The 26195-nt window shown below is 63.7% G+C and carries 27 protein-coding genes; 6 read left to right on the top strand and 21 right to left on the bottom strand.

Going from position 1 to position 26195, the window contains the following annotated elements; translation table 11 throughout:
- The first annotated feature begins 74 nt into the window (after nt 1-74).
- Both ACQKPS_RS09805 and ACQKPS_RS09800 read left to right on the top strand, forming a co-directional pair.
- Nucleotides 75-716, top strand: coding sequence for a TetR/AcrR family transcriptional regulator (locus ACQKPS_RS09805; protein ID WP_283723836.1), 642 nt, complete (start codon nt 75-77; stop codon nt 714-716).
- Between the two features lie 155 nt (nt 717-871).
- Entirely contained in the window at nt 872-1792 is a 921-nt protein-coding gene (locus ACQKPS_RS09800) for an RHS repeat-associated core domain-containing protein (protein WP_427603813.1), read from the top strand.
- 1 nt (nt 1793) lies between these two features.
- Here the strand turns inward: ACQKPS_RS09800 and ACQKPS_RS09795 are convergent, their stop codons facing one another.
- On the bottom strand, nt 1794-2570 hold the full coding sequence (locus tag ACQKPS_RS09795; RefSeq protein WP_427603849.1) for a class I SAM-dependent methyltransferase: 777 nt from the start codon (nt 2568-2570) through the stop codon (nt 1794-1796).
- 103 nt (nt 2571-2673) lie between these two features.
- Between ACQKPS_RS09795 and ACQKPS_RS09790 the strand changes: the two genes are divergently transcribed.
- Nucleotides 2674-3294 carry an energy transducer TonB gene (locus tag ACQKPS_RS09790; protein ID WP_427603811.1) on the top strand — a complete coding sequence of 207 codons (621 nt, stop codon included), beginning with the start codon at nt 2674-2676 and terminating at the stop codon, nt 3292-3294.
- 2 nt (nt 3295-3296) lie between these two features.
- Here the strand turns inward: ACQKPS_RS09790 and ACQKPS_RS09785 are convergent, their stop codons facing one another.
- From ACQKPS_RS09785 to ppc, 7 genes are all read right to left on the bottom strand, one after another.
- Nucleotides 3297-3986 carry an extensin family protein gene (locus ACQKPS_RS09785; protein ID WP_427603809.1) on the bottom strand — a complete coding sequence of 230 codons (690 nt, stop codon included), beginning with the start codon at nt 3984-3986 and terminating at the stop codon, nt 3297-3299.
- A 6-nt stretch (nt 3987-3992) separates the two neighbouring features.
- Nucleotides 3993-4823 (bottom strand): isocitrate lyase/PEP mutase family protein, encoded by an 831-nt coding sequence (locus ACQKPS_RS09780; protein WP_283723841.1) that lies wholly within the window; start codon nt 4821-4823, stop codon nt 3993-3995.
- A 28-nt stretch (nt 4824-4851) separates the two neighbouring features.
- Nucleotides 4852-5721: a DUF72 domain-containing protein gene (locus ACQKPS_RS09775; RefSeq protein ID WP_254483565.1), complete on the bottom strand. Its 870-nt coding sequence runs from the start codon at nt 5719-5721 to the stop codon at nt 4852-4854.
- Nucleotides 5722-5724: 3 nt separating this feature from the next.
- Nucleotides 5725-6012 carry a hypothetical protein gene (locus ACQKPS_RS09770; RefSeq protein WP_254483564.1) on the bottom strand — a complete coding sequence of 96 codons (288 nt, stop codon included), beginning with the start codon at nt 6010-6012 and terminating at the stop codon, nt 5725-5727.
- Between the two features lie 132 nt (nt 6013-6144).
- Nucleotides 6145-6819 (bottom strand): tRNA (adenosine(37)-N6)-threonylcarbamoyltransferase complex dimerization subunit type 1 TsaB, encoded by a 675-nt coding sequence (gene tsaB / locus ACQKPS_RS09765; protein WP_254483563.1) that lies wholly within the window; start codon nt 6817-6819, stop codon nt 6145-6147.
- An 88-nt stretch (nt 6820-6907) separates the two neighbouring features.
- Nucleotides 6908-7558, bottom strand: a complete 651-nt coding sequence (gene adk, locus ACQKPS_RS09760) for an adenylate kinase (protein WP_028691565.1) — start codon at nt 7556-7558, stop codon at nt 6908-6910.
- A 257-nt stretch (nt 7559-7815) separates the two neighbouring features.
- Nucleotides 7816-10443 carry a phosphoenolpyruvate carboxylase gene (ppc, locus tag ACQKPS_RS09755; protein WP_427603806.1) on the bottom strand — a complete coding sequence of 876 codons (2628 nt, stop codon included), beginning with the start codon at nt 10441-10443 and terminating at the stop codon, nt 7816-7818.
- Nucleotides 10444-10612: 169 nt separating this feature from the next.
- On the opposite strand from ppc, the gene ACQKPS_RS09750 reads away from it, so the two are divergent.
- From ACQKPS_RS09750 to ACQKPS_RS09740, 3 genes are all read left to right on the top strand, one after another.
- Nucleotides 10613-10957 carry a hypothetical protein gene (locus tag ACQKPS_RS09750; RefSeq protein ID WP_054886926.1) on the top strand — a complete coding sequence of 115 codons (345 nt, stop codon included), beginning with the start codon at nt 10613-10615 and terminating at the stop codon, nt 10955-10957.
- Nucleotides 10958-11231: 274 nt separating this feature from the next.
- Entirely contained in the window at nt 11232-11645 is a 414-nt protein-coding gene (locus ACQKPS_RS09745; RefSeq protein ID WP_254483561.1) for a DUF4398 domain-containing protein, read from the top strand.
- 50 nt (nt 11646-11695) lie between these two features.
- Nucleotides 11696-12487: an OmpA family protein gene (locus ACQKPS_RS09740; RefSeq protein ID WP_254483559.1), complete on the top strand. Its 792-nt coding sequence runs from the start codon at nt 11696-11698 to the stop codon at nt 12485-12487.
- Nucleotides 12488-12641: 154 nt separating this feature from the next.
- Here the strand turns inward: ACQKPS_RS09740 and ACQKPS_RS09735 are convergent, their stop codons facing one another.
- The 13 genes from ACQKPS_RS09735 to ACQKPS_RS09675 form a co-directional block, all read right to left on the bottom strand.
- Nucleotides 12642-12968 carry a hypothetical protein gene (locus ACQKPS_RS09735; RefSeq protein ID WP_254483557.1) on the bottom strand — a complete coding sequence of 109 codons (327 nt, stop codon included), beginning with the start codon at nt 12966-12968 and terminating at the stop codon, nt 12642-12644.
- Complete coding sequence (locus ACQKPS_RS09730) at nt 12965-13888, bottom strand: alpha/beta hydrolase (protein WP_254483555.1); 924 nt, start codon at nt 13886-13888, stop codon at nt 12965-12967. Before ACQKPS_RS09730 ends, ACQKPS_RS09735 begins: the two co-directional genes overlap by 4 nt.
- Nucleotides 13860-15137, bottom strand: coding sequence for a flavohemoglobin expression-modulating QEGLA motif protein (locus tag ACQKPS_RS09725; RefSeq protein ID WP_254483553.1), 1278 nt, complete (start codon nt 15135-15137; stop codon nt 13860-13862). Before ACQKPS_RS09725 ends, ACQKPS_RS09730 begins: the two co-directional genes overlap by 29 nt.
- A gap of 24 nt (nt 15138-15161) precedes the next feature.
- Complete coding sequence (locus tag ACQKPS_RS09720) at nt 15162-15710, bottom strand: hypothetical protein (protein ID WP_254483551.1); 549 nt, start codon at nt 15708-15710, stop codon at nt 15162-15164.
- Nucleotides 15711-15739: 29 nt separating this feature from the next.
- On the bottom strand, nt 15740-16444 hold the full coding sequence (locus ACQKPS_RS09715) for a TetR/AcrR family transcriptional regulator (RefSeq protein WP_254483549.1): 705 nt from the start codon (nt 16442-16444) through the stop codon (nt 15740-15742).
- A 191-nt stretch (nt 16445-16635) separates the two neighbouring features.
- Complete coding sequence (lysS, locus tag ACQKPS_RS09710) at nt 16636-18138, bottom strand: lysine--tRNA ligase (RefSeq protein ID WP_254483547.1); 1503 nt, start codon at nt 18136-18138, stop codon at nt 16636-16638.
- A gap of 93 nt (nt 18139-18231) precedes the next feature.
- Nucleotides 18232-19327, bottom strand: a protein-coding gene (gene prfB / locus ACQKPS_RS09705) for a peptide chain release factor 2 (protein WP_254483545.1) whose coding sequence is annotated in 2 segments (ribosomal slippage) — nt 18232-19254 and nt 19256-19327 — 1095 coding nt in all. Because the reading frame shifts where the segments join, the coding sequence is not laid out codon by codon here.
- A 92-nt stretch (nt 19328-19419) separates the two neighbouring features.
- Entirely contained in the window at nt 19420-20424 is a 1005-nt protein-coding gene (locus ACQKPS_RS09700; RefSeq protein ID WP_254483544.1) for a response regulator, read from the bottom strand.
- Between the two features lie 51 nt (nt 20425-20475).
- Nucleotides 20476-21489, bottom strand: coding sequence for a chemotaxis response regulator protein-glutamate methylesterase (locus ACQKPS_RS09695; protein ID WP_254483543.1), 1014 nt, complete (start codon nt 21487-21489; stop codon nt 20476-20478).
- The gene (locus tag ACQKPS_RS09690; RefSeq protein WP_254483542.1) at nt 21486-23777 is read right to left on the bottom strand and encodes a hybrid sensor histidine kinase/response regulator; all 2292 of its coding nucleotides are present in this window, start codon (nt 23775-23777) and stop codon (nt 21486-21488) included. Before ACQKPS_RS09690 ends, ACQKPS_RS09695 begins: the two co-directional genes overlap by 4 nt.
- Nucleotides 23774-24439, bottom strand: a complete 666-nt coding sequence (locus tag ACQKPS_RS09685; protein WP_254483541.1) for a chemotaxis protein CheW — start codon at nt 24437-24439, stop codon at nt 23774-23776. Before ACQKPS_RS09685 ends, ACQKPS_RS09690 begins: the two co-directional genes overlap by 4 nt.
- Nucleotides 24436-25689 (bottom strand): CheR family methyltransferase, encoded by a 1254-nt coding sequence (locus ACQKPS_RS09680; protein ID WP_427603800.1) that lies wholly within the window; start codon nt 25687-25689, stop codon nt 24436-24438. The genes ACQKPS_RS09685 and ACQKPS_RS09680 overlap by 4 nt, the downstream gene beginning before the upstream one ends.
- On the bottom strand, nt 25686-26192 hold the full coding sequence (locus ACQKPS_RS09675) for a chemotaxis protein CheW (RefSeq protein ID WP_427603798.1): 507 nt from the start codon (nt 26190-26192) through the stop codon (nt 25686-25688). Before ACQKPS_RS09675 ends, ACQKPS_RS09680 begins: the two co-directional genes overlap by 4 nt.
- Nucleotides 26193-26195 lie beyond the last annotated feature (3 nt).

Genomic DNA, 26195 nt, shown 5'->3' with positions numbered 1-26195 from the left:
ATCAACATTAACAGGGGCCGCGACCTGCAGCCGGAAGCCGTCCGAGCCGGTAAGATGGGCGCCCCCTCAAACGAATGCGGATTCCAATGTCCAACGACGCACCCAACGGCCCAGGCCGGCCCAAGGACCTGGCCAAGCGCGAGGCCATCCTCGAAGCCGCCAAGGCCCTGTTCCTCAGCCTTGGCTATGCCAACACCAGCATGGATGCGGTCGCTGCGGCGGCAGGTGTTTCAAAACTCACGGTCTACAGCCACTTCACCGACAAACAGACACTGTTCGGCTCCGCAGTCATGGCGACCTGCCAGAACCAGCTGCCTGACTTGCTTTTCGAGTACCCCGAAGGGGCGGCGGTGGAAGAGGTGCTGCTGAATATCGCGCGCAACTTCCAGGCACTGGTCAGCAGTGACGAGGCGGTCAAACTGAGCCGGCTGATCATGGCACAGGGCAGCCTGGACCCAAGCTTTGGCGAGTACTTCTACGAGGCCGGGCCCAAGCGGGTGCTGGCGGAGATGGAAGCGTTGCTGCGCGGGATCGACGAGCGTGGATTGCTGCGTATCGACAATCCGTTGCAGGCGGCCGAGCACTTCTTTTGCCTAGTCAAGGGCGCGCCGGACTACCGCTTGCTGCTGGGTTGTGCTGGGCCATTGCGGGAAGATGAGGCCGAGGCGCACGTGTGCGAGGTAGTGGGCGTATTTATACGGGCGTTCCAGCCCTGAGGGCACTAGATGCCTGTCGCATCAATGACGCGGCCTCTTGAGCGAAGTGCTGTCGCATAAGGGCCGCGCTCTAATACCTTTTAGCACGTCCACCTAGCAATATTACCAGTATGAAGTTCGTGGTTCATATAGCATGCTTGTACCGACTCCAGTTCATGAGCTCAATCGCCGTGCCAACAACACACACGAAGCACTTTTACAACAAGAACCACTTATCGACAATGCTCTCAAACAATGCTCATCGCTCCATCATCAGCGCTAGTCACAGAAGGCTTTGCGAAACCTCCACCCCAAATAAACTGACGCAACTGCTGGCCACAGATGAACTAAATTCAACTATTTTCGCTCAATCTGCGCGCACATTTCCCGTCATCTTTTCGCCCTACGGCCATGACACTCTTACAGCAGCCAACATACTATGCACCCGGTTCACGGGTCAATGTCGACTATCTACAATCGGATATTTGCTGGGGAATGGCCACCGGCTTTTCAATCCAGTGTTCATGCGTTTTCATAGCGCAGACCAGCTGTCGCCTTTTAGTAAAGGGGGTATTAACTGCTACGCTTATTGTGGCAACGACCCCGTAAACCGTCACGATCCAACTGGCAAAACTTTCAGCTTCAAGGAAGGACTGTGGAGTAAGAAATACTCATTCAATACTCTTTCGAGGAAACTTAAAACTAAAGACCCCTTCTTCTCACCCAAAGAATACAAAGCACTAGAAAAGTCATTTGCCAAGCCAAAACGCAGCTCCGCCATCGAACTAGATGAATTGAGCGCCAAGTTCCACGCCTTGCAGAAGAATGAAGGTCCCAAATCAGGATATTCCATTTCGAAGCAGGACCTCAGCCCTTCATTACGAGATAATATATCACTCTCTTCGAGTACTGGAGCAGCAGAATCACCAGCGGTCGAACCCCCTCAATTTAGGCCTATGAAATCCACAATCCTACCTTTTAGAAGCAACGACCCCATCATATTCGACACACAAGACTCACACTGGACATTACAGAATAAGTCCCGATTTGTTAGAACTAACCTCATATTGGCTCAACAGTTCCCTGAATTCACCTAACTTACGCCTTCAGTGCTTTCTTCGGATAAATGTCATACCGGCTCGACTTGCCTTCCAGGCTATGACTCGGCTTCGGCCCATCGATGATCGGCGCCTTGCGCGGCCGCTTCACCACCACCCGGTGGCTGGCCAATGCCAGTGCCGCCTCAAGCAATGCAGGCGCATCCAGGTCATCACCGACCAAGGGCCGGAACACGCGCATTTCCTTTTTCACCAGCGCGCTTTTGTCACGGTGCGGGAACATCGGGTCGAGGTAGATCACCTGCGGCGCCTCGCCCTCCCAACTGCGCATGCGCTCGATGGCGTTGCCGGTCAGCAGGCGCATGCGCCCGACAATCGGCCCCACCTCTTCATCCAGGCGGGCCCGCGCCAAGCCGTCTTCCAGCAATGCGGCAATCAGCGGCTGGCGTTCGATCAACGTCATCTGGCAACCCAGGCTGGCCAGCACGAACGCATCCTTGCCCAGCCCCGCCGTGGCATCCAGCACCAGCGGCCGCACACCCTGGGCGATGCCCACCGCCTTGGCAATCATCTGCCCGTTGCCACCACCAAACTGGCGCCGGTGCGCGGCCTGGCCTTCGACGAAGTCCACCCGCACCGGCCCCGGGGCCTGCGGCCCCAACTGCTGGATCTGCAAGCCATCCATGCCCACCTGCACAGCAAACGCGGCCGTATCATCCTGCAGAGGCAGCGCCAGGCGCTCGGCCCATAGCGCGGCTTGCGCCTCGAACTCCGCCGTCAGCGCCTCGACCCGGATACCTGTGCCCTGCTCTTCCATCATTCACACCTAGAAATTGAACCCTGCCCCTCATGTATCGGCCGCCACGGCCGATACAGGCAATATTCCGCTATTCTGCCAGAGCACAGCGCGCACGACTGCCATGACAGATACTCTTCCCATCGGCTTGACCTACTTGTCGCCTGTCGGCAACTACGGTCGGCAGAATACCCAGGCACTCGGGGGCGTCAGCCACCTGTGGCAGGATTTCTTTGCCCGTGCCATGGCCGAGCAGCAAGCGGAAGAACCCGACAGCGTCAGCCAGGCCATGGTGCAGTACGACCAGGCCAGCGGCGAACCGATCGGCGGGGCCAAGGCCCTGGCCCTGATCGAAACCCAGCGCGCTTGCCCGGTGCAGGAGACCATCGTCGCACCGCCCGAGCCCCTGTTCCTGCCCAAGGCGGAACTTGAGGCCAACCTGCTGGCGCCAGCGCCCGAGCCGTTCAGCGTCGCCGAGATGATCCAGCAACAGCGCCAGCTCGACCTCAGCAACACCTGGCTGCGCCCGGTGGTGATGAGCCAGGGCCACCCGCTCCCGGAGCCAGGCCCAGGCCCCTCCCCGCGTCCGCTGCACTTGCCGATCGCCGAACTCGAGATGAACCTGCTCGACCCCGCGCCGGAGCCGTTTGACGAGGCGACCCTGGCCAAGCAGCAGCACGACCTTGAGTTCGACATGCACTGGGCGCGTCCGGTAGTGCTGAACAACGTTCGCGTGCACGCCTGAGATCAGCGACAGACCTGCCAGCGCCCCATGTCCAGATGAAAGTGATTGTGGTGGGCGGCGTTGTAGTCCGGCCCCAGCACCGTGCTGAAACTGTCGCACGCCGCTTGCCGTACCTCCCTTAGAAATTCACCCTTCTGCCCGCCCGCCTGCCAGTCTCGCGCCAGCACCACGCGCTGACCGTCTTGCAGGCGAAAGCCACTGATATCCAGCGCGTTGGCGGTAGCGTGCTGGCTCAGGCGCCCTTGCTTGCGGTTGTAGACATTACGGCAGGCAAAGCTGCCCAGGTGATCCACCTGCACCACAGGCTGGCCGAATACCCGCTGCGCAGCAGGCTGTAGCCCATGCCGCTCGAACAACGCATAGGCGACCGCCAAGGGGCAGCTGGCCAGAAAGCTGCTGCTCAAGCGAACTTCCCCTTGCTCGATACGCCACACGTTCTGCAGCGGGCAGTTCGCCGACGCGCGGCTGTCGGCCTGCGCACGGTAGCGCAGCCCGGAAGTCTCCAGCGCCTGGCGGCACAAGGCTGGGTCGTTGCGCAGCCGCGACAGCTTGTAGGCCGTCAGCCAATTCGGTGGCTGACGCACATCCAGCACGGCCCACGGGTTCCAGGCGTCCGGCAGGCGCCAGCCGAATTGCCAGGCCAGGCCTGCCATCACCAACATCAGGCTGCATAGCATCATCACAGCGCGCATGGCGCCTCAGCGGCGGAACAAGTCGTTGAGCTGGGCGAATGGCATGGCCTGCTCGCCGTAACTGAATGTGCCCTGATCCCGAATCTCCAGGGCCGCACGCTGGAAAGCGCCGAGTGCTGCCCGGGCCAACGATGAACCGACACTGATACGGCGCACGCCCAGGTCCTGCAGCTGGTTGACGCTCAATGGCACGCCCGCCAGCCCCATCAGCACGTTGACCGGTTTCGGCGCCACGGCCTGCACCACCGCCCGCACCTCATCGACACTGCGCAGCCCCGGCGCGTAGAGCACATCGGCACCGGCCTCGGCAAAGGCCTGCAACCGCAGGATGGTGTCGTCCAGGTCCATGCGCCCGTGCAGCAGGTTTTCCGCACGGGCACAGAGGGTAAACGGGAATGGCAGGCTGCGGGCGGCCTGTACCGCAGCTCGGACCCTCGCCACGGCCAGTTCGAAGTCGTAGATCGGCGCCTCGGCACGGCCGCTGGCATCTTCGATCGAACCGCCGACCAGTCCTGTTTCAGCAGCACGCAGAATGGTCTGGGCGCAGTCTTCCGGCAGGTCACCGAAGCCGTTTTCCAGATCGGCGGCCACCGGCAAGGGCGTGGCATCGACGATCACTCCGGCGTTAGCCAACGTCTCATCCAGGCTCAAGGCACCCTCGGCATCCGGCCGGCCGAGGCTGAAGGCCAGGCCGGCACTGGTTGTGGCCAATGCTTCGAAACCGAGGCTTGCCAACAGCTTGGCGGAGCCGGCGTCCCAGGGGTTGGGCATGACGAAGGCGCCATCACGCTCGTGCAGTGCCTTGAAGGCTTCGGCTCGCAGGGTCTGTACATCCATGATCACAACCTCCGGGGTCAGGGAAGGGTCAGAGTAGCCCCAGTTGTTCGACCTCAGGGGCGCGTGGCAATTCAGGTAATGCGGGCAAGCCTGGCAGACGCGCCATCAGCTGTTGGTGAAAACGCTGGGCCAGCGCGGCAGCCAGACGGTTGTCGGACGTATGCAGGAACATATAAGGACTGCGCCCCTCCTCGATCCAGGCGGCGACCTTGTCTACCCAGGGCGTGAGGAACGTGTCGTTGGCCTCAAGCTGCGGAAGGCCGATGAAGCGCACTTGCGGGTGCTGGCTGAAGGCTGCGGGACGCGGTGGCACCTTGGGCTTTTTCGACTGTGCATGCAGCACTGCCGGGTCGCGTGAGGTAGAGCTGAACAGGGCGCGGGGGTCAAGGCAGATGCGCTCCACGCCGCGTTCGTGGAGCAGGCGGTTGAGCAGTCGTTCTTCCTCGCCCTTGGCGAAAAACGCCGGGTGTCGCACTTCCACCGCCACCGGCACCGCGATCTCGTCGAGGAAATGGCACAGCTCGCCCAGCCGTGCGGGGCTGAACTGAGGCGGCAACTGCAGCCAGTACGGCGATACCCGCTGGCCCAATGGCGCCATCAGGCGGGTGAAGTCGAAGGCAGACTCCAGCTGATCACGCAGGTCACCTGCGTGGCTGATATCTCCAGGGAACTTGGCGGTGAAACGGAAGTGTGCGGGCATGACCTGCGCCCAGCGGGCGACGGTGCCGGGTGCCGGGCGGGCATAGAACGTGGTGTTGCCCTCGACGGCGTTGAATACCCGGCTGTAGTAGCCAAGCATTTCATGGGTGGTGGCGTCGGCGGGATACAGGTACTCGCGCCAGGCGTTCTCGCTCCAGGACGGGCAACCTACGAAATAAGGCAAGGGTGACGGACTCATCCGTCAAATGTACAGGTCGAGCCCCAGTACTTCCATGTCCCAGTCGGTAAAACCGGCCGTGCTGAGGTAGCTGGCCAACGCGGTAGCAGTGCGCCGGTCACGGGCGCGGGGGAAAACCATGTCCTGCTGACGAGCCGGCAGGCCCGCAGGAGGACGACGCGCAGCAGCCTCCTGAGTGACTTCGCTGTCCTCGATCAGCTCGGCATCATCGACACTCTCGTCACGCACCGCTGCTTTGCGCGGCGTGCGCTTGATCGGGTAGGACTGCGATGAAAAACCGTCGATACGCATGGCGTGAGCACTCAGGACCAATGATGGCAATCTAGCAGCATCAGGATTGCGTCGCTAATGCTCGAGTGATAACTGGACCACAGTTTGCGCCTAAAGGTTTTATCGCCAACCGCGATAACCGACGAACAGCACTCAGCGCGCCTTGGGCGTGGCTACATTATCGCGCAGGTAAACCGGTTGCGCCTGTTCGGCGGCGATTGCCTCACCACGGCCCCAGGCGAAGCTGGCCAGGCTGAGGATATCCAGGGCGCTTGGCAATGCTGAAGCGTTCGTGGCGCTGGCCTGCACCGCCAGGCGCTCGGCATAGCTCCAGCCGGTACCGGCACCGAACCAGTCACCGCTGCTGCCTACAGGCAGGGCCACGCGCTCGGGCGGGAGCACGGCTTCCAGGCCTTGCAGGCGCATCTCGCCGGCTTCGGCCTTGTAGCAACCCCAATACACTTCATCCATGCGCGCGTCGATGGCAGCAGCCACCTGCTGCACGCCATGCTCGCGCAACGCGCCCTGAGCCAGCGCGGCCAGGTTGGACACCGGCAGCACCGGGCGCTCCAACGCAAAAGCCAGGCCCTGCACCACACCGATGGCGATGCGCACCCCGGTGAACGCGCCAGGGCCACGGCCAAAGGCGATGGCATCCAGTGCATTCAGTGCCACACCGGAGTCCGCCAGCAGCTGCTTGATCATCGGCAGCAGCTTCTGCGCATGCATGCGCGGGATCACCTCATAGTGACTGGTTACCTTGCCGTCATGCAGCAGCGCGACGGAACAGGCTTCGGTGGCGGTATCCAGGGCCAGCAGGGTGGTCATCGAACGGGTATCCAGGTGCTAGGGGAAAGAGCAGCAGTATAAACGACGACGGCCCGCAAGCGGGCCGTCGTGACACAAGGTGTGTGGATCAGCTCAGGGCTGCCAGCACCTTGGCGGTGATCGACTCGACCGAGCCGACACCTTCGATGTGGCTGTACTTCGGCTTGCCGGCGTTGGCGGCCGACAGCTTCTGGTAGAAGTCCACCAGCGGCTTGGTCTGGCTGTGGTAGACCGACAGGCGGTGACGCACGGTTTCTTCCTTGTCGTCGTCGCGCTGGATCAGGTCTTCGCCGGTGACATCGTCCTTGCCTTCCACTTTCGGCGGGTTGTACTGAATGTGGTATGTGCGGCCCGAGGCCAGGTGCACACGGCGGCCAGCCATGCGGCCGACGATTTCTTCGTCGTCGACGGCGATTTCGACCACGGCGTCGATATCCACGCCGGCGGCAACCATCGCTTCAGCCTGCGGAATGGTGCGCGGGAAGCCGTCGAACAGGCAGCCATTGGCGCAATCCGGCTGGGCGATGCGCTCCTTGACCAGGCTGATGATCAGCTCGTCGGACACCAGCTGGCCGGCATCCATGACTTTCTTCAGTTCCAGGCCCAGTGGGGTGCCGGCCTTGACGGCGGCACGCAGCATGTCACCGGTGGAGATCTGTGGAATACCGAACTTCTCGGTGATGAACTTTGCCTGAGTACCTTTACCGGCCCCGGGAGCTCCCAGCAGAATTACGCGCATCTCGTGCTCCTCAAATTTTTTTATGAAATTCAATGGATTCGGCAATCGAGGCCAAGTCCGGAAAATCGGGTATGACCATAAATCGGTCAAAAGGCTGCTCAAGATACACAGCGCCCGGCAGCCAGACAAGCGTCCCAAAGTTGCAGCATTGCGTCGTTTGTAACCAGAACGGTGGGTGGTTGCGCCCGGCGCAACCACCCACCTCGCCCTGTCGTGGCCGCCTGCCGGTCAACCGGCAAGGGCCGCGACGGCAGGCCTTACCCGGTGTTGCGCAGGCCTGCGGCAATACCTGCCACGGTCACCAGCAGGGCCTGCTCCAACGGGCTGTCCAGAGCGGCTTCGCGGCTGCGTGAACGGGCCAGCAACTCGGCCTGCAGACGGTGCAGCGGGTCCAGGTAGGTGTTGCGCAAGCTGATGAATTCCAGGGTCTCGGGGCTGTGCGCCAGTAGCACCGGCTGGCCGGTCAGGCCCAGCACCACCTGGCACGACTGCGACAATAGGTCGCGCAGGTGCGCACCTAAAGGAAGCAAGCCCGGTTGCACCAGACGTTGGTCGTAGGCCTCGGCGATTTGTGCATCGGCCTTTGCCAGGACCATTTCCAGCATGTCGATGCGGGTACGGAAGAAGGGCCACTGCTCGCGCATCTGCGCCAGCAGTTCGCCCTGGCCTCGCGCCAGGGCATTGCTCAAGGCGGTTTCCCACCCCAGCCAGGCAGGCAGCATCAGGCGTGTCTGGGTCCAGCCGAAGATCCACGGGATCGCCCGCAGGCTCTCGATGCCACCAGCACGGCGCTTGGCCGGGCGGCTGCCCAGCGGCAGGCGGCCCAGTTCCTGTTCGGGGGTGGACTGGCGGAAGTATTCGACGAAATCAGGGTTTTCCCGCACCACGCCGCGGTAGGCCTTCAGGCCATCGGCTGCCAGCTGGTCCATCAATGCCCGCCAGGCGGGTTCTGGCGGCGGCGGTGGCAACAAGGTGGCTTCGAGCACAGCAGCCAGGTACAGGTTGAGGTTTTGCTCGGCGATGGCCGGCAAACCGAACTTGAAGCGAATCATCTCGCCCTGTTCGGTGGTGCGGAACCGACCTGCCACCGAACCCGGAGGCTGCGACAGAATCGCCGCATGGGCCGGGCCGCCGCCACGCCCGACCGTACCACCACGGCCGTGGAACAGCAGCAGTTCGACCTGATGCTCGCGGCAGATGCGCACCAGGTTTTCCTGGGCACGGTACTGAGCCCAGGCCGCTGCCGTGGTGCCCGCGTCCTTGGCCGAGTCGGAATAGCCAATCATCACTTCCTGCGGCCCGCGCAGGCTGGCACGGTAGCCCGGCAGGCCAAGCAGGCGCTGCATCACCGGCCCGGCGTTGTCCAGGTCCGCGAGGGTTTCGAACAGCGGCACCACGCGCATCGGCCGGGTAAGGCCGGCTTCCTTGAGCAGCAGCTGTACGGCCAGCACATCAGAGGCCGCGCCCGCCATCGAGATCACGTAGGAGCCCAGCGAAGCGCCAGGCGCAGCGGCAATTTCGCGGCAGGTGGCCAACACCTCAGCGGTCTCTGCCTGAGGCTTGAAGTGCGCGGGCAGCAACGGCCGCCGATTCTTCAGTTCGGCCTGGAGGAATGCGATGCGCTGTTCTTCGTCCCAGTCGGCATAGCTGCCCAGGCCAAGGTAATCGGTAATTTCCGCCAGCGCATCACGGTGCCGGGCGGCATCCTGGCGCACATCCAGGCGGCCGAGGAACAGGCCGAAGGTCACCGCCCGGCGCAAGCTGTCGAGCAGCGGGCCATCGGCGATCACCCCCATGCCGCATTCATGCAGCGACTGATAGCACAGCTCCAGCGGTGCGATCAGGTCGCGGTTATCCACCAGCACCTCGGCGCTGGCCGGCTGGTTGCTGGTCAATGCGAGTTGGGCCCAGGCGCGGGTCGCTCGCAGCCGTTCGCGCAACTGTTTGAGCACTGCCCGGTACGGCTCGGCACTGTCGCCCACACGTCCACGCAAGGCCTCACTGGCTTGCTGCATGGACAGCTCGGCCGCCAGCGCATCGATATCGCGCAGGAACAGGTCGGCGGCCATCCAGCGGGCCAGCAGTAATACCTCACGGGTCACGGCGGCCGTGACATTGGGGTTGCCGTCGCGGTCACCGCCCATCCACGAGGCAAAGCGAATGGGCGCAGCTTCCAGCGGCAGGTGCAGGCCGGTAGCGTCGAACAGGGCCTTGTCGACCTTGCGCAAGTGGTTTGGGATGGCCTGCCACAGCGAATGTTCGATCACCGCGAAGCCCCATTTGGCCTCGTCTACCGGGGTCGGCCGGGTGCGCCGGATCTCTTCGGTGTGCCAGGCCTCGGCGATCAGCCTGCGCAGGCGCTCACGCACCTGCTCACGCTCGGCGGCGGTCAGGTCGCGGTGGTCCTGGACGGCCAGCTGGCCGGCGATGGCATCGTATTTCTGGATCAACGTGCGCCGCGCCACTTCGGTCGGGTGTGCGGTCAGCACCAGCTGGATATCGAGCTTGGCGAGCTGCCGGGCCAGGGCGTCATCCTTGTGCCCGGCCTGCTTCAGGCGAGCCAGCAGTTCGGGCAAGACCCGCGCCTCGAACGGCTCTGGCTGACCGTCATCGCGACGGCGGATCAGCTGATACTGCTCGGCCATGTTGGCCAGGTTGAGGAACTGGTTGAAGGCTCGCGCCACGGGCAGCAGGTCTTCTTCGGCAAGGTCGGCCAAGGTCGAGCTCAATTGCTCGCCAGCACCGCGGCGGTCGGCCTTGGCGCTGTGGCGGATGTCCTCGATCTTCTGCAGGAACGCATCACCGTGCTGCTGGCGGATGGTCTCGCCGAGCAACTCCCCCAACACATGGACATCTTCACGCAGGCGCACATCGATATCAGTCATTGGCCCTCTCTTCGGCGCGGCTCGCCACACTCTGCTCAGGAAACAGCACTGGCCCAAGAGTGCCCACTGCCGGGGCGCGATGGCAAGCCGCGATCGCGCAAAGCAAACTAAAGTCAAGGTAGCGCAGTCCGATGCAATGCAGCCTTTTCTGGCGTTCACAGAGGTCATCATGAAAATCCGCGAACTCGCCCAGCACTGGGAACAGAATGCCGCCGGCACCCTGAGCCCCACCGGCCACGCCTTGCACCTGGACCTGGAGTCCGAGGCACGCTTGGCCGCCCTGATCGACATGTACCCCAAGCGCACCGCCGAGGAACTGCTCGGCGAACTGGTCGCCGCCGCGCTGGAAGAGTTGGAAGCCAGCTTCCCCTACGTGCAGGGCCAGAAGGTCATCGCCACTGATGAGGAAGGAGACCCGCTGTTCGAAGATATCGGCCCGACGCCGCGTTTTCTGGCCCTGTCACGGCGCCATCTGCACGACCTCAGCAATACCGGCGACGACACCGGGAACTGAGCGTGCAGCACCACGATCCGGGCCTGCAACGGGCCCGGAAACCACTCCAGCGATGAAAAGTTCCGGGCAAACCTCACTGACCGATCAGTCAGAAATAAATGGCAAAACTGCGCATTTTTTTCGGAACCATTCAAAAAACGGTCAAGTCCCAGCCAATAGCCATCACGCTAAAACCCTGCACTCCTGCCATGTGCATCGTTGAGCGCAAGCGCAGGCACTGTCAGGGATTGAGCGATGGACTGCTACGGACATCGTCGTAATCAGGAGTGATCCAATGGAACTGACCACCATCAAGACCCGCACCCCGAAACTCTCATCTACTCACGTGCGCGGATTGAAGCTGGCCGCGCTGGCCCTGGGCAGTAGCCTGGTCCTGGCCGGCTGTGCAGGCAACCCGCCGACCGAGCAGTACGCTGTCACCGAGTCCGCGGTCAATTCGGCCGTCAGTGCCGGTGGCACCGAGTTCGCCGCCGTGGAAATGAAATCGGCCCAGGACAAGTTCAAGCAAGCCGAAATCGCCATGCACGACAAAAAGTACGATGAAGCCAAGCGCCTGGCCGAGCAGGCCGAATGGGATGCCCGCGTCGCCGAGCGCAAGGCCCAGGCAGCCAAGGCCCAGAAGGCCGTGCAGGATGCCCGCCAGGGCGTTCAGGACGTACGTCAGGAAGGCCTGCGCAGCGCTGAATGAGCGCCGCCACGCCAACCCTAGCCTTCGCAACTGATCAAAGGATGAACACTATGCGCAACTACGTCATGATTCCCGCCCTGCTGGCACTGAGCGTCGGCCTTGCCGCCTGTTCCCACGACCCGAACCCCAACCTGGAGTCGGCCCGCACCAACTTCTCTGCACTGCAGAGTGACCCGCAGGCAAGCAAGGTCGCCGCGCTCGAGACCAAGGATGCCCAGGACTGGCTGAACAAGTCCGACAAGGCCTTCATGGACCGTGAAGACACCCAGAAGGTGGACCAGCTCGCCTACCTGACCAACCAGCGGATCGAGGTGGCCAAGCAGACCATCGCCCTGCGCACCGCCGAGAACGAGCTGAAGAACGCCTCGGCCCAGCGCGCCCAGGCCAAGCTCGATGCCCGCGACGCACAGATCGCCAAGCTGCAGGAAAGCCTCAACGCCAAGCAGACCGACCGCGGCACCCTGGTGACCTTTGGTGATGTGCTGTTCGACTTCAACAAGGCCACCCTGAAGAGCAACGCCTACCCGAACATCACCAAGCTGGCCCAGTTCCTTCAGGAGAACCCGGAGCGCAAGGTGATCGTCGAGGGCTACACCGACAGCGTCGGCTCGGCCAGCTACAACCAGGGCCTGTCCGAACGCCGCGCCGCCAGCGTGCGCGCGGCGCTGGTACGCGCAGGTGTAGACCCTGCACGTATCGTCGCCCAGGGTTATGGCAAGGAATACCCGGTGGCGGACAACGGTAGCAACTCGGGCCGTGCGCAGAACCGTCGCGTGGAAGTGACCATTTCCAACGACAACCAGCCGGTGGCACCGCGTTCGGTCAGCCAAGTCAGCCAGTAACAACGGTTGACTGAAATGACAAAGCCCCGCGTTCTACGCGGGGCTTTTCTTTTGCCTTGCTGGCCCTTTCGCGGCTAAAGCCGCTCCTACAGGGAGTACCTGTGGGAGCGGCTTTAGCCGCGAAAGGGCCGGGACAGCCACTGTAAATGCTTGGTCATTGCACCTGCTGCGGCGTTTCCTGCCCCATGCAGCGCACCGCTCGCTTGCGGTTGTCCACCAGCACACCGGTCAGGCCTTTCTGCCCGGTATCGAACAGCACCAGCACACCGTCCACGCACTGGGCCACCTGGGGTGCCGGGTCCAGCGAGACCTTGTAATCCTCGCCAGGAATTGTCTTGAGCATGGTGAAGTCCTGCAGCAGCAGCGCATCCTCAGGTTTGGCGAAATGCAGGTAGCCGTAGTACCAGAGGGCTCCCACCGTCACGATGATGCTGCCGACACCGGTCAGGATCAGCGGGATGGCGTTGCGTTCTTCACTCATTGGGTGTTCTTCTCGTCAGGGTAGTTGGGCACTTCGGCAAGCCGCCGCAGGCCGTTGAAATGGCTGGGGTCATCGAGGAAGCGCAGCATCACCTGGCGCCACACCGGGTCGGCGAAGGTCTGCACGTGGCCGCCACGGGTCAGCTGCAGCACGCGTGGCGCCGGTGCGTGCTGGTACAGGCGGATGCCGTTGTCCATCGGCACCAAGGTGTCGTCGATGCTGTGGAAGAACAGCTTTGGCGGGCTGTTCAGCTGCCCGATCGAATGGATTGCACTGTCACCATCCGGTACCAGCCAGGACAGCGGCACCTGCAGCGGCCAGGTCATCCACGAGGTGCCCAGGGCGTAACGCCCTACCCCACGGTAGCTGGCCGGCACGCCGTCGAACACCAGGGCACTGAAGCGCTGGCGCTGCTCAGGGTGCTGCGCCAGGTAGTGGATCGCCATCGCCCCGCCAAGGCTCTGACCGAGCAGTACCAGCGGCTTGCCCTTGACCTCGGGGGCCTGGGCCAGCCATGCCATTGCCGCGTCGATGTCCAGATAGACCTCAGGCAGGCTTGGCGAGCCCTCGGACAGGCCATAGCCACGGTAATCGATCATCAGCACCTGGTAGCCCTGCTCCGGTAGCCAATAGCTGCCGCCAAGGTGGCCCGGCAGATTGCCACCGTTGCCGTGCAGATGCAGCACCGTCCCCTTGAGCTCCACCCCCGCCTTGGCCGGCAGCCACCAACCATGCAGGCGCAGCCCATCGGCGGTGGTGATGCTGATATCGCGGTACTCCAGCCTGGCGCGTTGCGGAGTGAACGGTTCGCCGGGTTCGGGATAGAACAACAGGCTGCTGCAGCCGCACAGCCCCAGCAGGAGCATGCCCAGCGTCAGCAGGCGGCAGCGTTCAGAGAATGTTCGCGTAGTCGGCTTCAATACGATCCAGGCTCAAGTGGTTGAGGAAGTTGGAGAAGCACATCCAGGCCGACAGCGCGTTGAGGTCGCGGAACTGCTCCGGCAAGTACTTGGGCGGCTCGACCAGCCCCTCCTCGACCAGTTGGCGCAAGGTGCGCATGTCTTCCAGGGTGGTCTTGCCGCAGAACAGCAACGGTATCTGCTCGAGCTTGCCCTTCTTCACGGCCAACTGAATGTAGTTGTAAACCATGATGAAGCCCTTGAGGTAGGACAAGTCCTTGGTGAATGGCAGGCCATTGGGCACCGAACCCCGGAACACCCGGCTGGCGTTGCTGTAGCTCTGTCCCATCTCGAAGCCCTGCTCGCGGAAGAACTCGAACACTTGCAGGAAATCGGCCCCCTCTTCGACCATGTGGATGGCGCGGGTGCGGTTGGTCAGCTTGCGCAGGCGGCTGGGGTAGGAAGCGAAGGCAATCACCTCCATGAGGATGGCCAGGCCTTCCTGGGTCACCGTCGACGAGGGCGGGCCCTTGGCCAGGAAGGTGCAGATCGGCTGGTTCAGACCGTTGAGGGTGGTCCCCACGTGCACCAGGCCTTCATGCACCTCCAGCGCCCGCACGTCACGGTTGTTGAACATGGCATCGGCGCGCACCTTGATGTAGTCGGCACCGGCCGCGGCATCGGCGACGATACCGTCCGACTCGAACACGCGGATGGTCTCCTCGGCCTCGCCGAACACCTTGTTCAGGCGGCGCTGGAGGATGTCCACGGCCTCCTTGGCAGTCAGGTTCTTCGGCTCGTCCTTGAGGTCGCCACGCCCATCGATATTGTTCAGGTAGTCCGAAAGCATCAGCCCCAGGTCGGCCAGGGTCGGGTCACCCGCGTGAAAAGCGTCGGAGGCCGCGCCGTACAGCTCCTGGGAGATCAGCCCGAAGTCTTCGGTACCACGCGCTTCGAGCATGCGCACGACCATGCGGTACTCGCGGCACATGCGCTTCATGATCTGCCCGACCGGGTTGAACTGGCCGAGCTGGCGAATGATGTCGCGCTCGATGGCCTGGAACTCGGCCTTCACCGCGCTGGAGTCGAAGGCCAACGGGCGGGCGAGGTAGTACTGGCGATCAACGGCGGGCGGCTCCTTGCCCTTGGCCTTGAGGAAGCCCTGGCGAATGTTGTCGTCCCATTTCACCGCGTCCAGGACCCGGATCGGGGTCTGCGCCGCGACGATGCGGTCCGACAGGGCGCGGATGGTTTGCTGGTACTCGTCCACGGAGGACTCCTTGGTCTGTCCTGACTACTTGCCGGAGCGCTGGAACCGCGCCACTTCGACGAACAAGTCGGAATTGGCAGGATCATCGAGGTACGCCAGCACACGTGGCGACGGGCTGTCGATCAGCACGCCCTGTTCGTTTTCTTCGGCAACCTCGGTGCTGCGCCCGCTCAGTTCCTTCTTCTCGACCGCCTGCTGCACTTGCTCGACATCAAGGTTGTAGACCACCAGTTCCTTGCCATCGACGATGTCGAAACCGCCAATCAGGAAGTTGCCGCCCAGGCGCTTGGGCACGCCAGCCGACAAGTACCAGCGGTTGCCGTGGCGCGAGACGGTGAAGGTGTATTCCTCCGGTGCCTTGCCTTTGGCCGTGGCCACCGCCTTGTACGCATCTGCGCCGCTGCGGCTGATGGTCAGCTTCAGCGGCTCGCCCCAGGCATCCTTGCTGCTCCACTTGCCGAGCAAGGCCTTGGGCGCAGCCTGGTTGCTCGGCAGCGGCTCATGAAAGCTCACAAGGCAACCGCCCAGCAGGAGGAATGACAACGTCAACAACACCACACGCCAGGCTTTCATCAGGTTCTCCTTGAAAGTTCGGTCACTGCTCAGGCCGAGGCCAACACCAGGTGCAGGTAACGGGTAAGCATAGCGAGCATCTGCCCATCGGCTTGCGCATCGGCATCCTTGAGCAGGCCCTGATATTCCATCTGCTCGATAATCGCCGTCAACATTTGGGCGTCCTGTTCCGGTTGCTGCGAGCCGACCACCTGCAGCAGCTGGCGGGCGCCGTGCAGCAGGATCTGCTCGTGCGCGCACACCAGTTGCGCCAGGCGCGGGCACAGCAAGGCCTCCTGGCGGAAGGCCTGCTCGGCCATCATGAAGTCACGGCGGCTGAGCAGTTGACGCTGCACATAGTCGGCGGTCATGCGGGCGATTTCATCAGCCAGCCGCGCCCGCGAATGCACACTGCCATCCCCCTGGGCCAGCAACTGGCGCAGGACTACCTCGGTGTTGGCCCAGAGCTTGGCCATGTAGGCGGCGCTGCGCTCGACATACTGGGCGAAGGTGTCGGTGAGCAGGTCTTCGATGTCCTTGAAGTAGTACGTAGTGGCCGATAGCGGCACACCCGCCTCGGCGGCCACCGCCCGGTGGCGCACGCCTCGCACGCCATCGCGCACGACAATGCGCATGGCGGCGTCAAGGATCAGCTGGCGGCGCTGTTCGCTGCCTTGACGGGCGGTCTTACGACCCTGGTATTGCACGCTTTCGGCGACGGCGGTGGCGATGCCGGCGGCGCCTTGTTGGGCCATTGCGGGTGTCACAGTGGTTACCTCATGGTTCGAGTCATCTGCTGCCTGTACCGGCCCTATCGCGGCTGAAGCCGCTCCTACAGGACCGCGCATACCTGTAGGAGCGGCTTCAGCCGCGATAGGGCCGGTACAGACAACATAAAGCTTCAGGCATGAAAAAGCCGCCCCGAAAGGCGGCTTGTTCAGTTCGTTCAGGCCTGTGGGCGCATGTGCGGGAACAGGATCACGTCGCGAATCGACGGCGAGTTGGTCAGCAGCATCACCAGGCGGTCGATACCAATGCCTTCACCGGCAGTCGGTGGCATGCCGTACTCCAGGGCCCGAACGAAGTCGGCGTCGTAGTGCATGGCTTCGTCGTCACCGGCGTCCTTCTCTGCTACCTGGGCCAGGAAGCGCTCGGCCTGGTCTTCGGCATCGTTGAGCTCGGAATAGGCGTTGGCGATTTCGCGGCCACCGATGAACAGCTCGAAGCGGTCGGTCACGGCCGGGTTGTCGTCGTTGCGACGGGCCAGTGGCGACACTTCGAACGGGTATTCGGTGATGAAGTGCGGCTGCTCCAGCTTGTGCTCGACCAGCTCTTCGAAAATCATTACCTGCAGCTTGCCCAGGCCTTCGTGGCCCAGCACCTTGGCGCCGGCCTTCCTGGCGATGTCGCGGGCACGGTCGACATCCTGCAGGTCGGCAGCGGTCAGCTCGGGGTTGTACTTGAGGATCGAGTCGAATACCGACAGGCGAGCGAACGGCTCGCCGAAGTGGAACACCTTGTCGCCGTACGGTACGTCGGTGGTGCCCAGCACCAGTTGCGCCAGCTCACGGAACAGCTCCTCGGTGAGGTCCATGTTGTCGCGGTAGTCGGCGTAGGCCTGGTAGAACTCGAGCATGGTGAATTCAGGGTTGTGACGAGTCGAAACGCCTTCGTTGCGGAAGTTGCGGTTGATCTCGAACACTTTCTCAAAGCCGCCAACCACCAGGCGCTTGAGGTACAGCTCCGGCGCGATACGCAGGAACATGGCCATGTCCAGGGCATTGTGGTGGGTTTCGAACGGCTTGGCCGCTGCACCGCCGGGGATGGTTTGCAGCATCGGCGTCTCGACTTCGAGGAAGTCTCGCTCGATGAGGAACTTGCGGATGTGCGAGATCACCTGCGAACGCACCCGGAAGGTGTGGCGGGTTTCTTCGTTGACCATCAGGTCGACGTAACGCTGGCGATAGCGCTGCTCAGTGTCGGTCAGGCCGTGGTGCTTGTCCGGCAGCGGGCGCAGCGACTTGGTCAGCAGGCGCACGTTGGTCATCTCGACGTACAGGTCGCCCTTGCCGGAACGGGCCAGGGTGCCTTCGGCGCTGATGATGTCGCCCAGGTCCCAGGTCTTGACGGCGGCCAGGGTTTCTTCCGGCAGGGTCTTGCGGTTGACGTAGACCTGGATGCGGCCGGTCATGTCCTGGATGACCATGAACGAGCCACGGTTGAGCATGATGCGACCGGCAACCTTTACCGGGATCGCGGCTGCTTCCAGCTCTTCCTTGGTCTTGTCCGCGTACTGTTTCTGCAGGTCGTTGCAGTAGCTGTCGCGGCGGAAGTCGTTGGGGAAGGCATTGCCCTTGGCACGCTCGGCGGCAAGTTTTTCCTTGCGCAGGGCGATCAGGGCGTTTTCTTCCTGTTGCAGGTCTTGCGATTCGGTCTTGAGGTCGCTCATGTCGTCATTCTTTCCATCAGGTATTCGTTGCCCTTTCCGGGCAGGGCACGCGCCACCGGCAAATGGCCTGGCAGCGCGGCAGTGGTGTACGGCTTACAGCCCCTGCTTGAGGCTCGCTTCCAGATACTGGTCGAGGTCGCCGTCCAGGACCTTCTGGCAGTCGCTGCGCTCGACGCCGGTACGCAGGTCCTTGATGCGCGAGTCATCCAGCACGTAGGAGCGGATCTGGTGGCCCCAGCCGATGTCCGACTTGCTGTCTTCCAGCGCCTGCGAGGCGGCGTTGCGCTTTTGCATTTCCAGCTCGTACAACTTGGCCCGCAGCATTTTCATGGCGGTGTCCTTGTTGGCGTGCTGGGAACGTTCGTTCTGGCAAGCCACCACGGTGTTGGTCGGTACGTGGGTGATACGCACCGCCGAGTCGGTGGTGTTGACGTGCTGACCACCGGCACCGGAGGAGCGGTAGGTGTCGATGCGCAGGTCGGACGGGTTGATCTCGATCTCGACCTTGTCGTCGATCTCGGGGGACACGAACACCGCCGAGAACGAGGTGTGGCGACGCGCGCCAGAGTCGAACGGGCTCTTGCGCACCAGGCGGTGCACGCCGATCTCGGTGCGCAGCCAGCCGAAGGCGTACTCGCCCTTGATGTGCACGGTGGCGCCCTTGATGCCGGCGACTTCACCTTCGGACAGCTCGATGATGGTGGCGTCGAAGCCACGCTTGTCGGCCCAGCGCAGGTACATGCGCAGCAGGATGTTGGCCCAGTCCTGCGCCTCGGTGCCGCCAGAGCCGGCCTGGATGTCCAGGTAGGCGTTGTTCATGTCCATCTCGCCGCTGAACATGCGACGGAACTCAAGCTGGGCGAGGGATTCTTCCAGGGCCTGCAGCTCGGCCTCGACGTCGCTGACGGCCCCTTCATCACCTTCCTCGACAGCCATGTCGAGCAGGTCCTTGCAGTCGGCCAGGCCGTTGGCCATCTTGTCCAGGGTCTCGACGACCTGCGCCAGCATGGCACGCTCGCGGCCCAGGGCCTGTGCGTACTCGGGCTTGTTCCAGACGGCAGCGTCTTCCAGCTCGCGGTTGACTTCGATCAGGCGGTCATGCTTGTGATCGTAGTCAAAGATACCCCCGAATGGACAGGGAACGCTCGGTGAGGTCCTTGATGGTGTTCAGGATTGGTTGGATTTCCATGGGCGGCTGGCTCTCGTGCGAATTCGGTGAAAAGCCCGCGAGTATAACCCATCCAAAGAGCGGCGGCAGCCCGTTGGGCAGCCGCATCGGCGTCAGGCAATGCCGACCTGGTTGCGCCCGTTGTTCTTGGCCTGGTACAGCCCCTTGTCCGCCGCCGAAATCAGCTGCCGGCAATGGCTGCCAATGGCAGGCGTCTGGGTCGCCAGGCCGATGCTCACGGTCAGCAGCGAGCCTGCCGTCGGCACACTGTGCGCAATGTTCAGGCCAAGCACGGTCTGGCGCAGCTTTTCGGCGATCAGGCGTGCACCGCCAGGCGAGGTGTTGGGCAACACCAGGGCGAACTCCTCGCCGCCGTAGCGCGCCGGCAGGTCGGTCGGCCGCGAGCAGGAGCCGCGAATGGCCTCGGCCACCTGGCGCAGCGCCTCGTCGCCGGCCAGGTGACCGAAGCTGTCGTTGAACGCCTTGAAGTAATCGACATCGATCATCAGCAACGACAATTGCTGCTGCTCGCGCATGGCCCGGCGCCATTCCAGCTCCAGGTATTCGTCGAAGTGGCGGCGGTTGGACAGCCCGGTCAGGCCGTCGGAATTCATCAGCCGCTGCAGCATCAGGTTGGTGTCGAGCAGCTGCTGCTGGCTGACACGCAAGGCGCGGTAGGCCTCGTCGCGTTGCAACAGGGTCATGTAGGAGCGCGAGTGGTAACGGATGCGCGCCACCAGCTCGATGTTGTCTGGCAACTTGACCAGATAATCGTTGGCACCGGCGGCGAAGGCGGCGCTCTTGACCAGCGGGTCTTCCTTGGTCGACAGGACGATGATCGGGATGTCCCGGGTGGCCGGGTTGTTGCGGTACTCGCGTACCAGGGTCAGGCCGTCCAGGCCGGGCATGATCAGGTCCTGAAGGATCACCGTGGGTTTGATGCGCACGGCCTGGGCTACCGCCTGATGCGGGTCGGCGCAGAAGTGAAAATCGATGTTCTCTTCCACTGCCAGGCCACGACGCACCGCTTCACCGATCATCGCCTGGTCATCGACCAGCAGGACCATCGCCATGTTTTCATTGGGGGTCGTGAACCCTTCGATCGGTAGATCAGTCATTCGAATTCACCTGACCACGTCCGCTCAAGCGGCGCGATTCAATACAAGTCGTCATTTTGCGAAGAGTTCCATCAAGCGCCCGGCGATGCGTTCCAACGGGCGGATTTCCATTGCGGCATCAATCGCCGCAGCGGCCTTGGGCATGCCGTACACCGCACTGCTGGACTGGTCCTGGGCAATCGTCAGAAAGCCCCGTTGGCGCATCAGTTTCAGGCCCTGGGCGCCATCACGCCCCATGCCGGTAAGCAGCACGCCCACCGCATCGCCGCTCCAGTAGCGCGCCACGCTCTCGAAGAACACGTCGATCGAGGGCCGGTAGATTTCGTTGACGGGCTCGGCAGTGTAGGCCAGCTGGCCGCCCTGGAGCAGGCGGATATGGTGGTTGGTGCCGGCCAGCAGCACCTGCCCGGGCTGGGGCGGTTCGCCCTCCCGGGCCAGGCGCACCGGCAAGCCGCTGGCACTGGCGAGCCATTCGGCCATGCCGGCAGCGAACACCTGGTCGACATGCTGGACCAGTACGATCGAGGCTCCAAAACCGCGCGGCAGGCCTTTAAGCAGCACTTCGAGGGCGGCCGGGCCGCCTGCGGAGGAGCCAATCGCCACCAGGCCACTGCGCTGGGAAGCCTCGCGCAGGGGGGCAGCGACCGACTTGCTCGCGCCGGGCCGCTGCTGGCCGATCAACCAGCCAATATTGAGGATCTTGCGCAGCAGCGGCGCCGCAGCCTCGCGTGCGTCACCGGCGCCCAGTGCGGGGGTGTCGACCACGTCCAGGGCACCATGGCCCATGGCCTCGAACACTCGGTGCACGTTCTGCTTGCGGTCGACCGTGACAATGACGATGGCGCAGGGCGATTCGGCCATGATCCGCCGGGTCGCCTCGACGCCATCCATCACCGGCATGATTAGGTCCATGAGAATCAGGTCGGGGGTGTATTCGGCGCACTTGCGCACGGCATCGGCGCCATCGCTGGCCACCCAGATCACCTGGTGCGCCGGCTCGAAGGCCAGGGCCCGGCGCAACGCCTCTACCGCCATGGGCATATCGTTGACGATGGCGATCTTCATCCCTGAGCACCTCCGATCAGTTCCCCCACGGCATCCAGCAACGCATCATCGTGGAAGCTGGCTTTTGCCAAATAGTAGTCGGCCCCCGCATCAAGGCCACGCCGGCGATCTTCTTCACGGTCCTTGTACGACACCACCATCACCGGCAGTGACTGCAACCGTTGGTCGCGGCGCACCAGGGTGACCAGTTCGATGCCATCCATGCGCGGCATGTCGATATCGGTGATCAGCAGGTCGAAGTCTTCGCTGCGCAGGGCATTCCAGCCGTCCATGCCGTCCACCGCCACCGCAACGTCATAGCCACGATTACTCAGCAGCTTGCGCTGCAGCTCGCGCACGGTGAGCGAGTCATCGACCACCAGGACACGCTTGCGGCTGGCGCCTCGCGCCCCTTGCGCGCCGCGTTCGATGCGCTCCAGCCGGCCCGTGCTGAGCAGCTTCTCGACCGAGCGCAGCAAGTCTTCGACATCGATGATCAGCACCACCGAACCATCATCCAGCAATGCCCCTGCCGAGATGTCCTGGACCTTGCCCAGGCGCGGGTCGAGCGGCATCACCACCAGCACCCGCTCACCGACCAGGCGCTCCACGGCTACCCCGTAAAGCTGCTCACGCTCACGGATCACCACTACCCGCAGGCTGCTGGCCTCACCCTGCCCTGCCGGCCGGTTGAGCAACTGGCTGGCAGCCACCAGGCCGATATGCCGGCCTTCGTGCCAGAAGTGCTGGCGGCCCTCGATCTGCACGATGTCTTCGGTTGCCACTTCAAGGGTGCGCTCGATATGCGCCAGCGGGAACGCATAAGCCTCGCCACCGACTTCCACCACCAGACTGCGCACCACCGACAGGGTCAGTGGCACCTCCAGGTGGAAACGACAGCCCTGGCCGGGCAGCTGCGTCAGCTCGATCGAACCACGCAGGTCGCGGACCATGTGCTGCACCGCATCCAGGCCGACACCACGGCCAGACACTTCGGTGACCTTGTCGCGCAGGCTGAAGCCCGGCAGGAACAGGAAGGTCAGCAGCTCGGCCTCGCTCATCTGTGCCACGGTGTCGGCCGGCGACAGGCCGCGCTCGACGATGTTGCGCTTGAGGCGCTCAAGGTCGATGCCCGCGCCGTCATCGCTCAGTTCGAGGATCAGCAGCCCGGCCTGGTGCGAGGCGCGCAGGCGGATCGTACCTCCCTCCGGCTTGCCCGCCAGCAGGCGCCGCTCGGGCAGCTCAATGCCATGGTCGACGGCATTGCGCAGCAAATGGGTCAACGGCGCTTCGAGTTTTTCCAGCACATCCCGATCGACCTGGGTTTTCTCGCCTTCGATCTGCAGATGCACCTGCTTGCCGAGCGAACGCCCGAGGTCGCGAACCATGCGGGTCTGGCCGGTGAGAACGTCGGCGAACGGGCGCATGCGACAGGCCAATGCCGTGTCGTACAGCAACTGGGCTCGCTGGCTGGCCTGCCAGCCAAACTCGTCGAGGTCGGCGGCTTGCTGCTGCAGGATCTGCTGGGTTTCCAGCAACAGGCGCTGGGTCTGCGCAAGGGCATCCAGCACCTCGGGGCTCTGGCCGCTGTCTTCAAGCTGGGTCTTCAAGCCGTCGAGGGCTCGCATGCCCTGGCCATGCATGCGTTTGAGGCGCTGCAAGGTGGCCAGGTAGGGCTTCAGGCGTTGGGTCTCGACCAATGACTTGCTGGACAGGTCGAGCAGGCTGTTCAGGCGATCGGCGGTGACCCGCAAGACCCGCTCGCTGCCCTCAACTGCGCGCTTGCCGGCCTTGCGCGGCATGGCGGGTTCGACTTCGGCCACGACGGCCGGCGCCATCGGCTCAGGCTTGGGCTCGGGCGAGGACGGCGGGGCCACGGCAAGCGCCGGTTCGAGCGCAGCCGCTGCCGGTAGCGAGCCAGTGGGGTCGAGCAGGCCGGCCATCTGCACCAGGAACGCCGGCACCAAGGCTTCGCCATGCGGATCGCCGGGGGTGGCGATGTGCATCAGCAAGTCGGTGCCGCGCAGCAGTGCATCGATGTGTTCGGCGCGCAACAGCAGCCGGCCTTCCTGCGCAGCTACCAGGCAGTCTTCCATGACATGGGCGACGCTGACGCCAGCATCGATGCCGACGATGCGGGCGGCGCCCTTCAACGAATGCGCCGCCCGCATGCAGGCTTCCAGCTGGTCGGCCTGGGTCGGGTTGTGTTCCAGTGCCATCAGCCCGGTACTGAGCACCTGAGTCTGTGCCTCGGCCTCCAGGCTGAACAGTTCGAGCAGCGATGCGTCGCGCATTTGCTCTGGGGTCATGACAGGCTCCGCTGCACGGCAGACAGTAAATGTTGATCGTCCAGCACCCGCACACTGCGCCCCCGCCACTGCAACACCGCCGCGGTAAACGGCGCGGCATCCTCGCTGGCCTCATGCAAAGCGGCATCGAGGCGATGAATGCCGTCGATCTCGTCCACCGCCATCACCACCGGCCCGCCCGGCGCTGCCAGGATCAGCATGCGCGGCATCGCCCGACCGCTGCGCGGCTGCTCGGACGATCGCTCCACACCCAGCAGGTCGGCCAGTGACAGGCACGGCACCAGCGCGCCGCGCACATTGGCGACCCCTTGCAGTACCCGCGAGCGTTGATGGGGCAACGAATGCACCGGTTGCAAGGGAGCGATCTCGGCCAGGCAGGCTGTGGCCAGGGCCAGCCACTCCTCGCCCAGGCGGAACAGAAGCAGCGAACGCCCGGCCGAGGTTTCGACCGGGGCCGCCTCGTGCGCCAGGTCCGTTTCGATCAACGCGTAGCGGTCAAGCAGGCGCGTGGCCGCCGCCGCGTAGACTTCGCAATTGCGACAATGGATATGCCGCTCCAGCAACGGGCAGTCCTTGCTGCCGTGGACACCGATACGGTTCCAGCAGTCGTCGATGCGTTCATCGTCATTGGCCAGCAGCTCGACCGCGTGTTCGGCTTTCATCGTTCAGACTCCCGGCCGGCACGTGCAGCACGTTCCTGCAAGCGGCGGGCACCGGCTTCGTCCCCTTGGGCAGCCAGCAGCGTGGCCAGGTGCAACAACGCCTCGGGATGCTGCGGCTCCAGGTAAAGGGCCTTGCGGTAAAGGCTCAACGCCTGCTGTGCATCACCTTCGGTATCGCTCAGCAGCCCCAACCAGTAGTAGACCTGGGCTTTTGGGGCGAACAGGCGCAGGTAGCGCTGGCAACTGGCGCGGGCCTGGGCGCTGTCGCCGGCATTGGCCTGGCGCGCGATGTTGGCCAGCAACTCGCTTTCGCTCTCCCGCGGTTCGGCTGCCTGGGCGGCCGGTGGCACCACGCGCAGGGGCCGAGCCGGTGGCACCGTTACCGGGCGCGGGCGGCCCGGTGCTGCCGCAGCGGGCAGTGGCCGTGGTGGCTGGGCGGGTGCAGCCGGCACATCGGCAGGCTGACGAACGTAGGCAAACGACTGGGCGATGCCCAGCGGGCGCATGCCCAACCGCGCCAGCAAGCTGCCTTCGGCAGGGCCGATGAACAGCACGCCTTGCGGCTGCGCCAGGCGCTTGAGCACTTCGAACACCCGCTGCTGGGTCGGGACGTCGAAATAGATCAGCAGGTTGCGGCAGAACACGAAATCATACTGCCCATAGCGGCCGGCCAGCGCTGGGTCGAGCACGTTGCCAACTTCCAGGTTCACCTGCTGCAGTACCCGCTCATTCAGCTTGTGGCCGTCATCAACCTCGCGGAAATGCCGCTCGCGAAACCCAAGTTCAGTGCCGCGGAACGAGTTGCGCCCATAGACGCCCTGTATGCCTTTGGCCACCGAGATGGGGCTGATATCGATACCGTCGATGCGGAAATCGGCCGGGCTCATACCCGCATCGAGCAAGGCCATGGCCAGCGAATACGGCTCCTCCCCGGTGGAGCAAGGCAGGCTGAGCAGGCGCAAAGGCCGCTCGCCGGCCAACTCGGCCAGGCGTTTCTGGGCCAGCCCGACCAGCGCGGTGAACGAGTCCGGATAACGGAAGAACCAGGTTTCCGGGACGATCACCGCCTCGATCAGCGCCAGTTGTTCATCCGGCGATTGCTGCAGGCGAACCCAGTAGTCATCCAGATCGGCGGCGTTCAGGGCGACACAGCGCTGGCGCAAGGCCCGCTCCACCATCGGCACGCCAACCGACTCGACATCCAGGCCGATACGTTCCTGCAGGAAGCGGAAGAAACGTTGCTCGCTCATGGTGTCACCTGTTCTGGAGCCTGCGGGAACAACAGTTCGCGCACGCGCGCTGTCAGCAGGTCATCGACTTCTATCCGTTGCAGCAAGCCTTGGGCGTCCTGGCGGACCGGGCCCAGATAGCGCGCTTCGCCGTTGTCCAGGCCATAGGGCTGGAACTCGTCCGGCATGCAGCGCAGGGTTTCGGTCGCTTGTTCAAGGATCAGGCCCAGCACCTGGTCGTCACGGTAGCGCACCAGCACCAGGCGCGTGCTGGTGCGCTCGGCTGCCGGCTGGCCAAAGCTCAGCGCGCCGAGGTCGACCACCGGCACCAGCACACCGCGATGCCCCAGGATGCCAGCCACCCAAGCCGGCGCCTGGGCAATCGGCTTGAGCGGCCGTCGTGGCAGCACCTCGATCACATCGTGCACATCCAGGGCAAAGCGCTGCTGGTTGAGGCAAAACTGCAGGTACAGGGTGCCCTTGGCGCTGGCCGCCGCTGCCGGGGAGGAATGCAAACCGGTCATGGC

The sequence above is a fragment of the Pseudomonas sp. NPDC086566 genome (genome assembly GCF_050280885.1).
GTDB classification, from domain to species: Bacteria; Pseudomonadota; Gammaproteobacteria; order Pseudomonadales; family Pseudomonadaceae; genus Aquipseudomonas; species Aquipseudomonas vlassakiae.
Note: the sequence above shows the minus strand (reverse complement) of the source record. Positions and strands in the feature narration are given on the sequence as shown.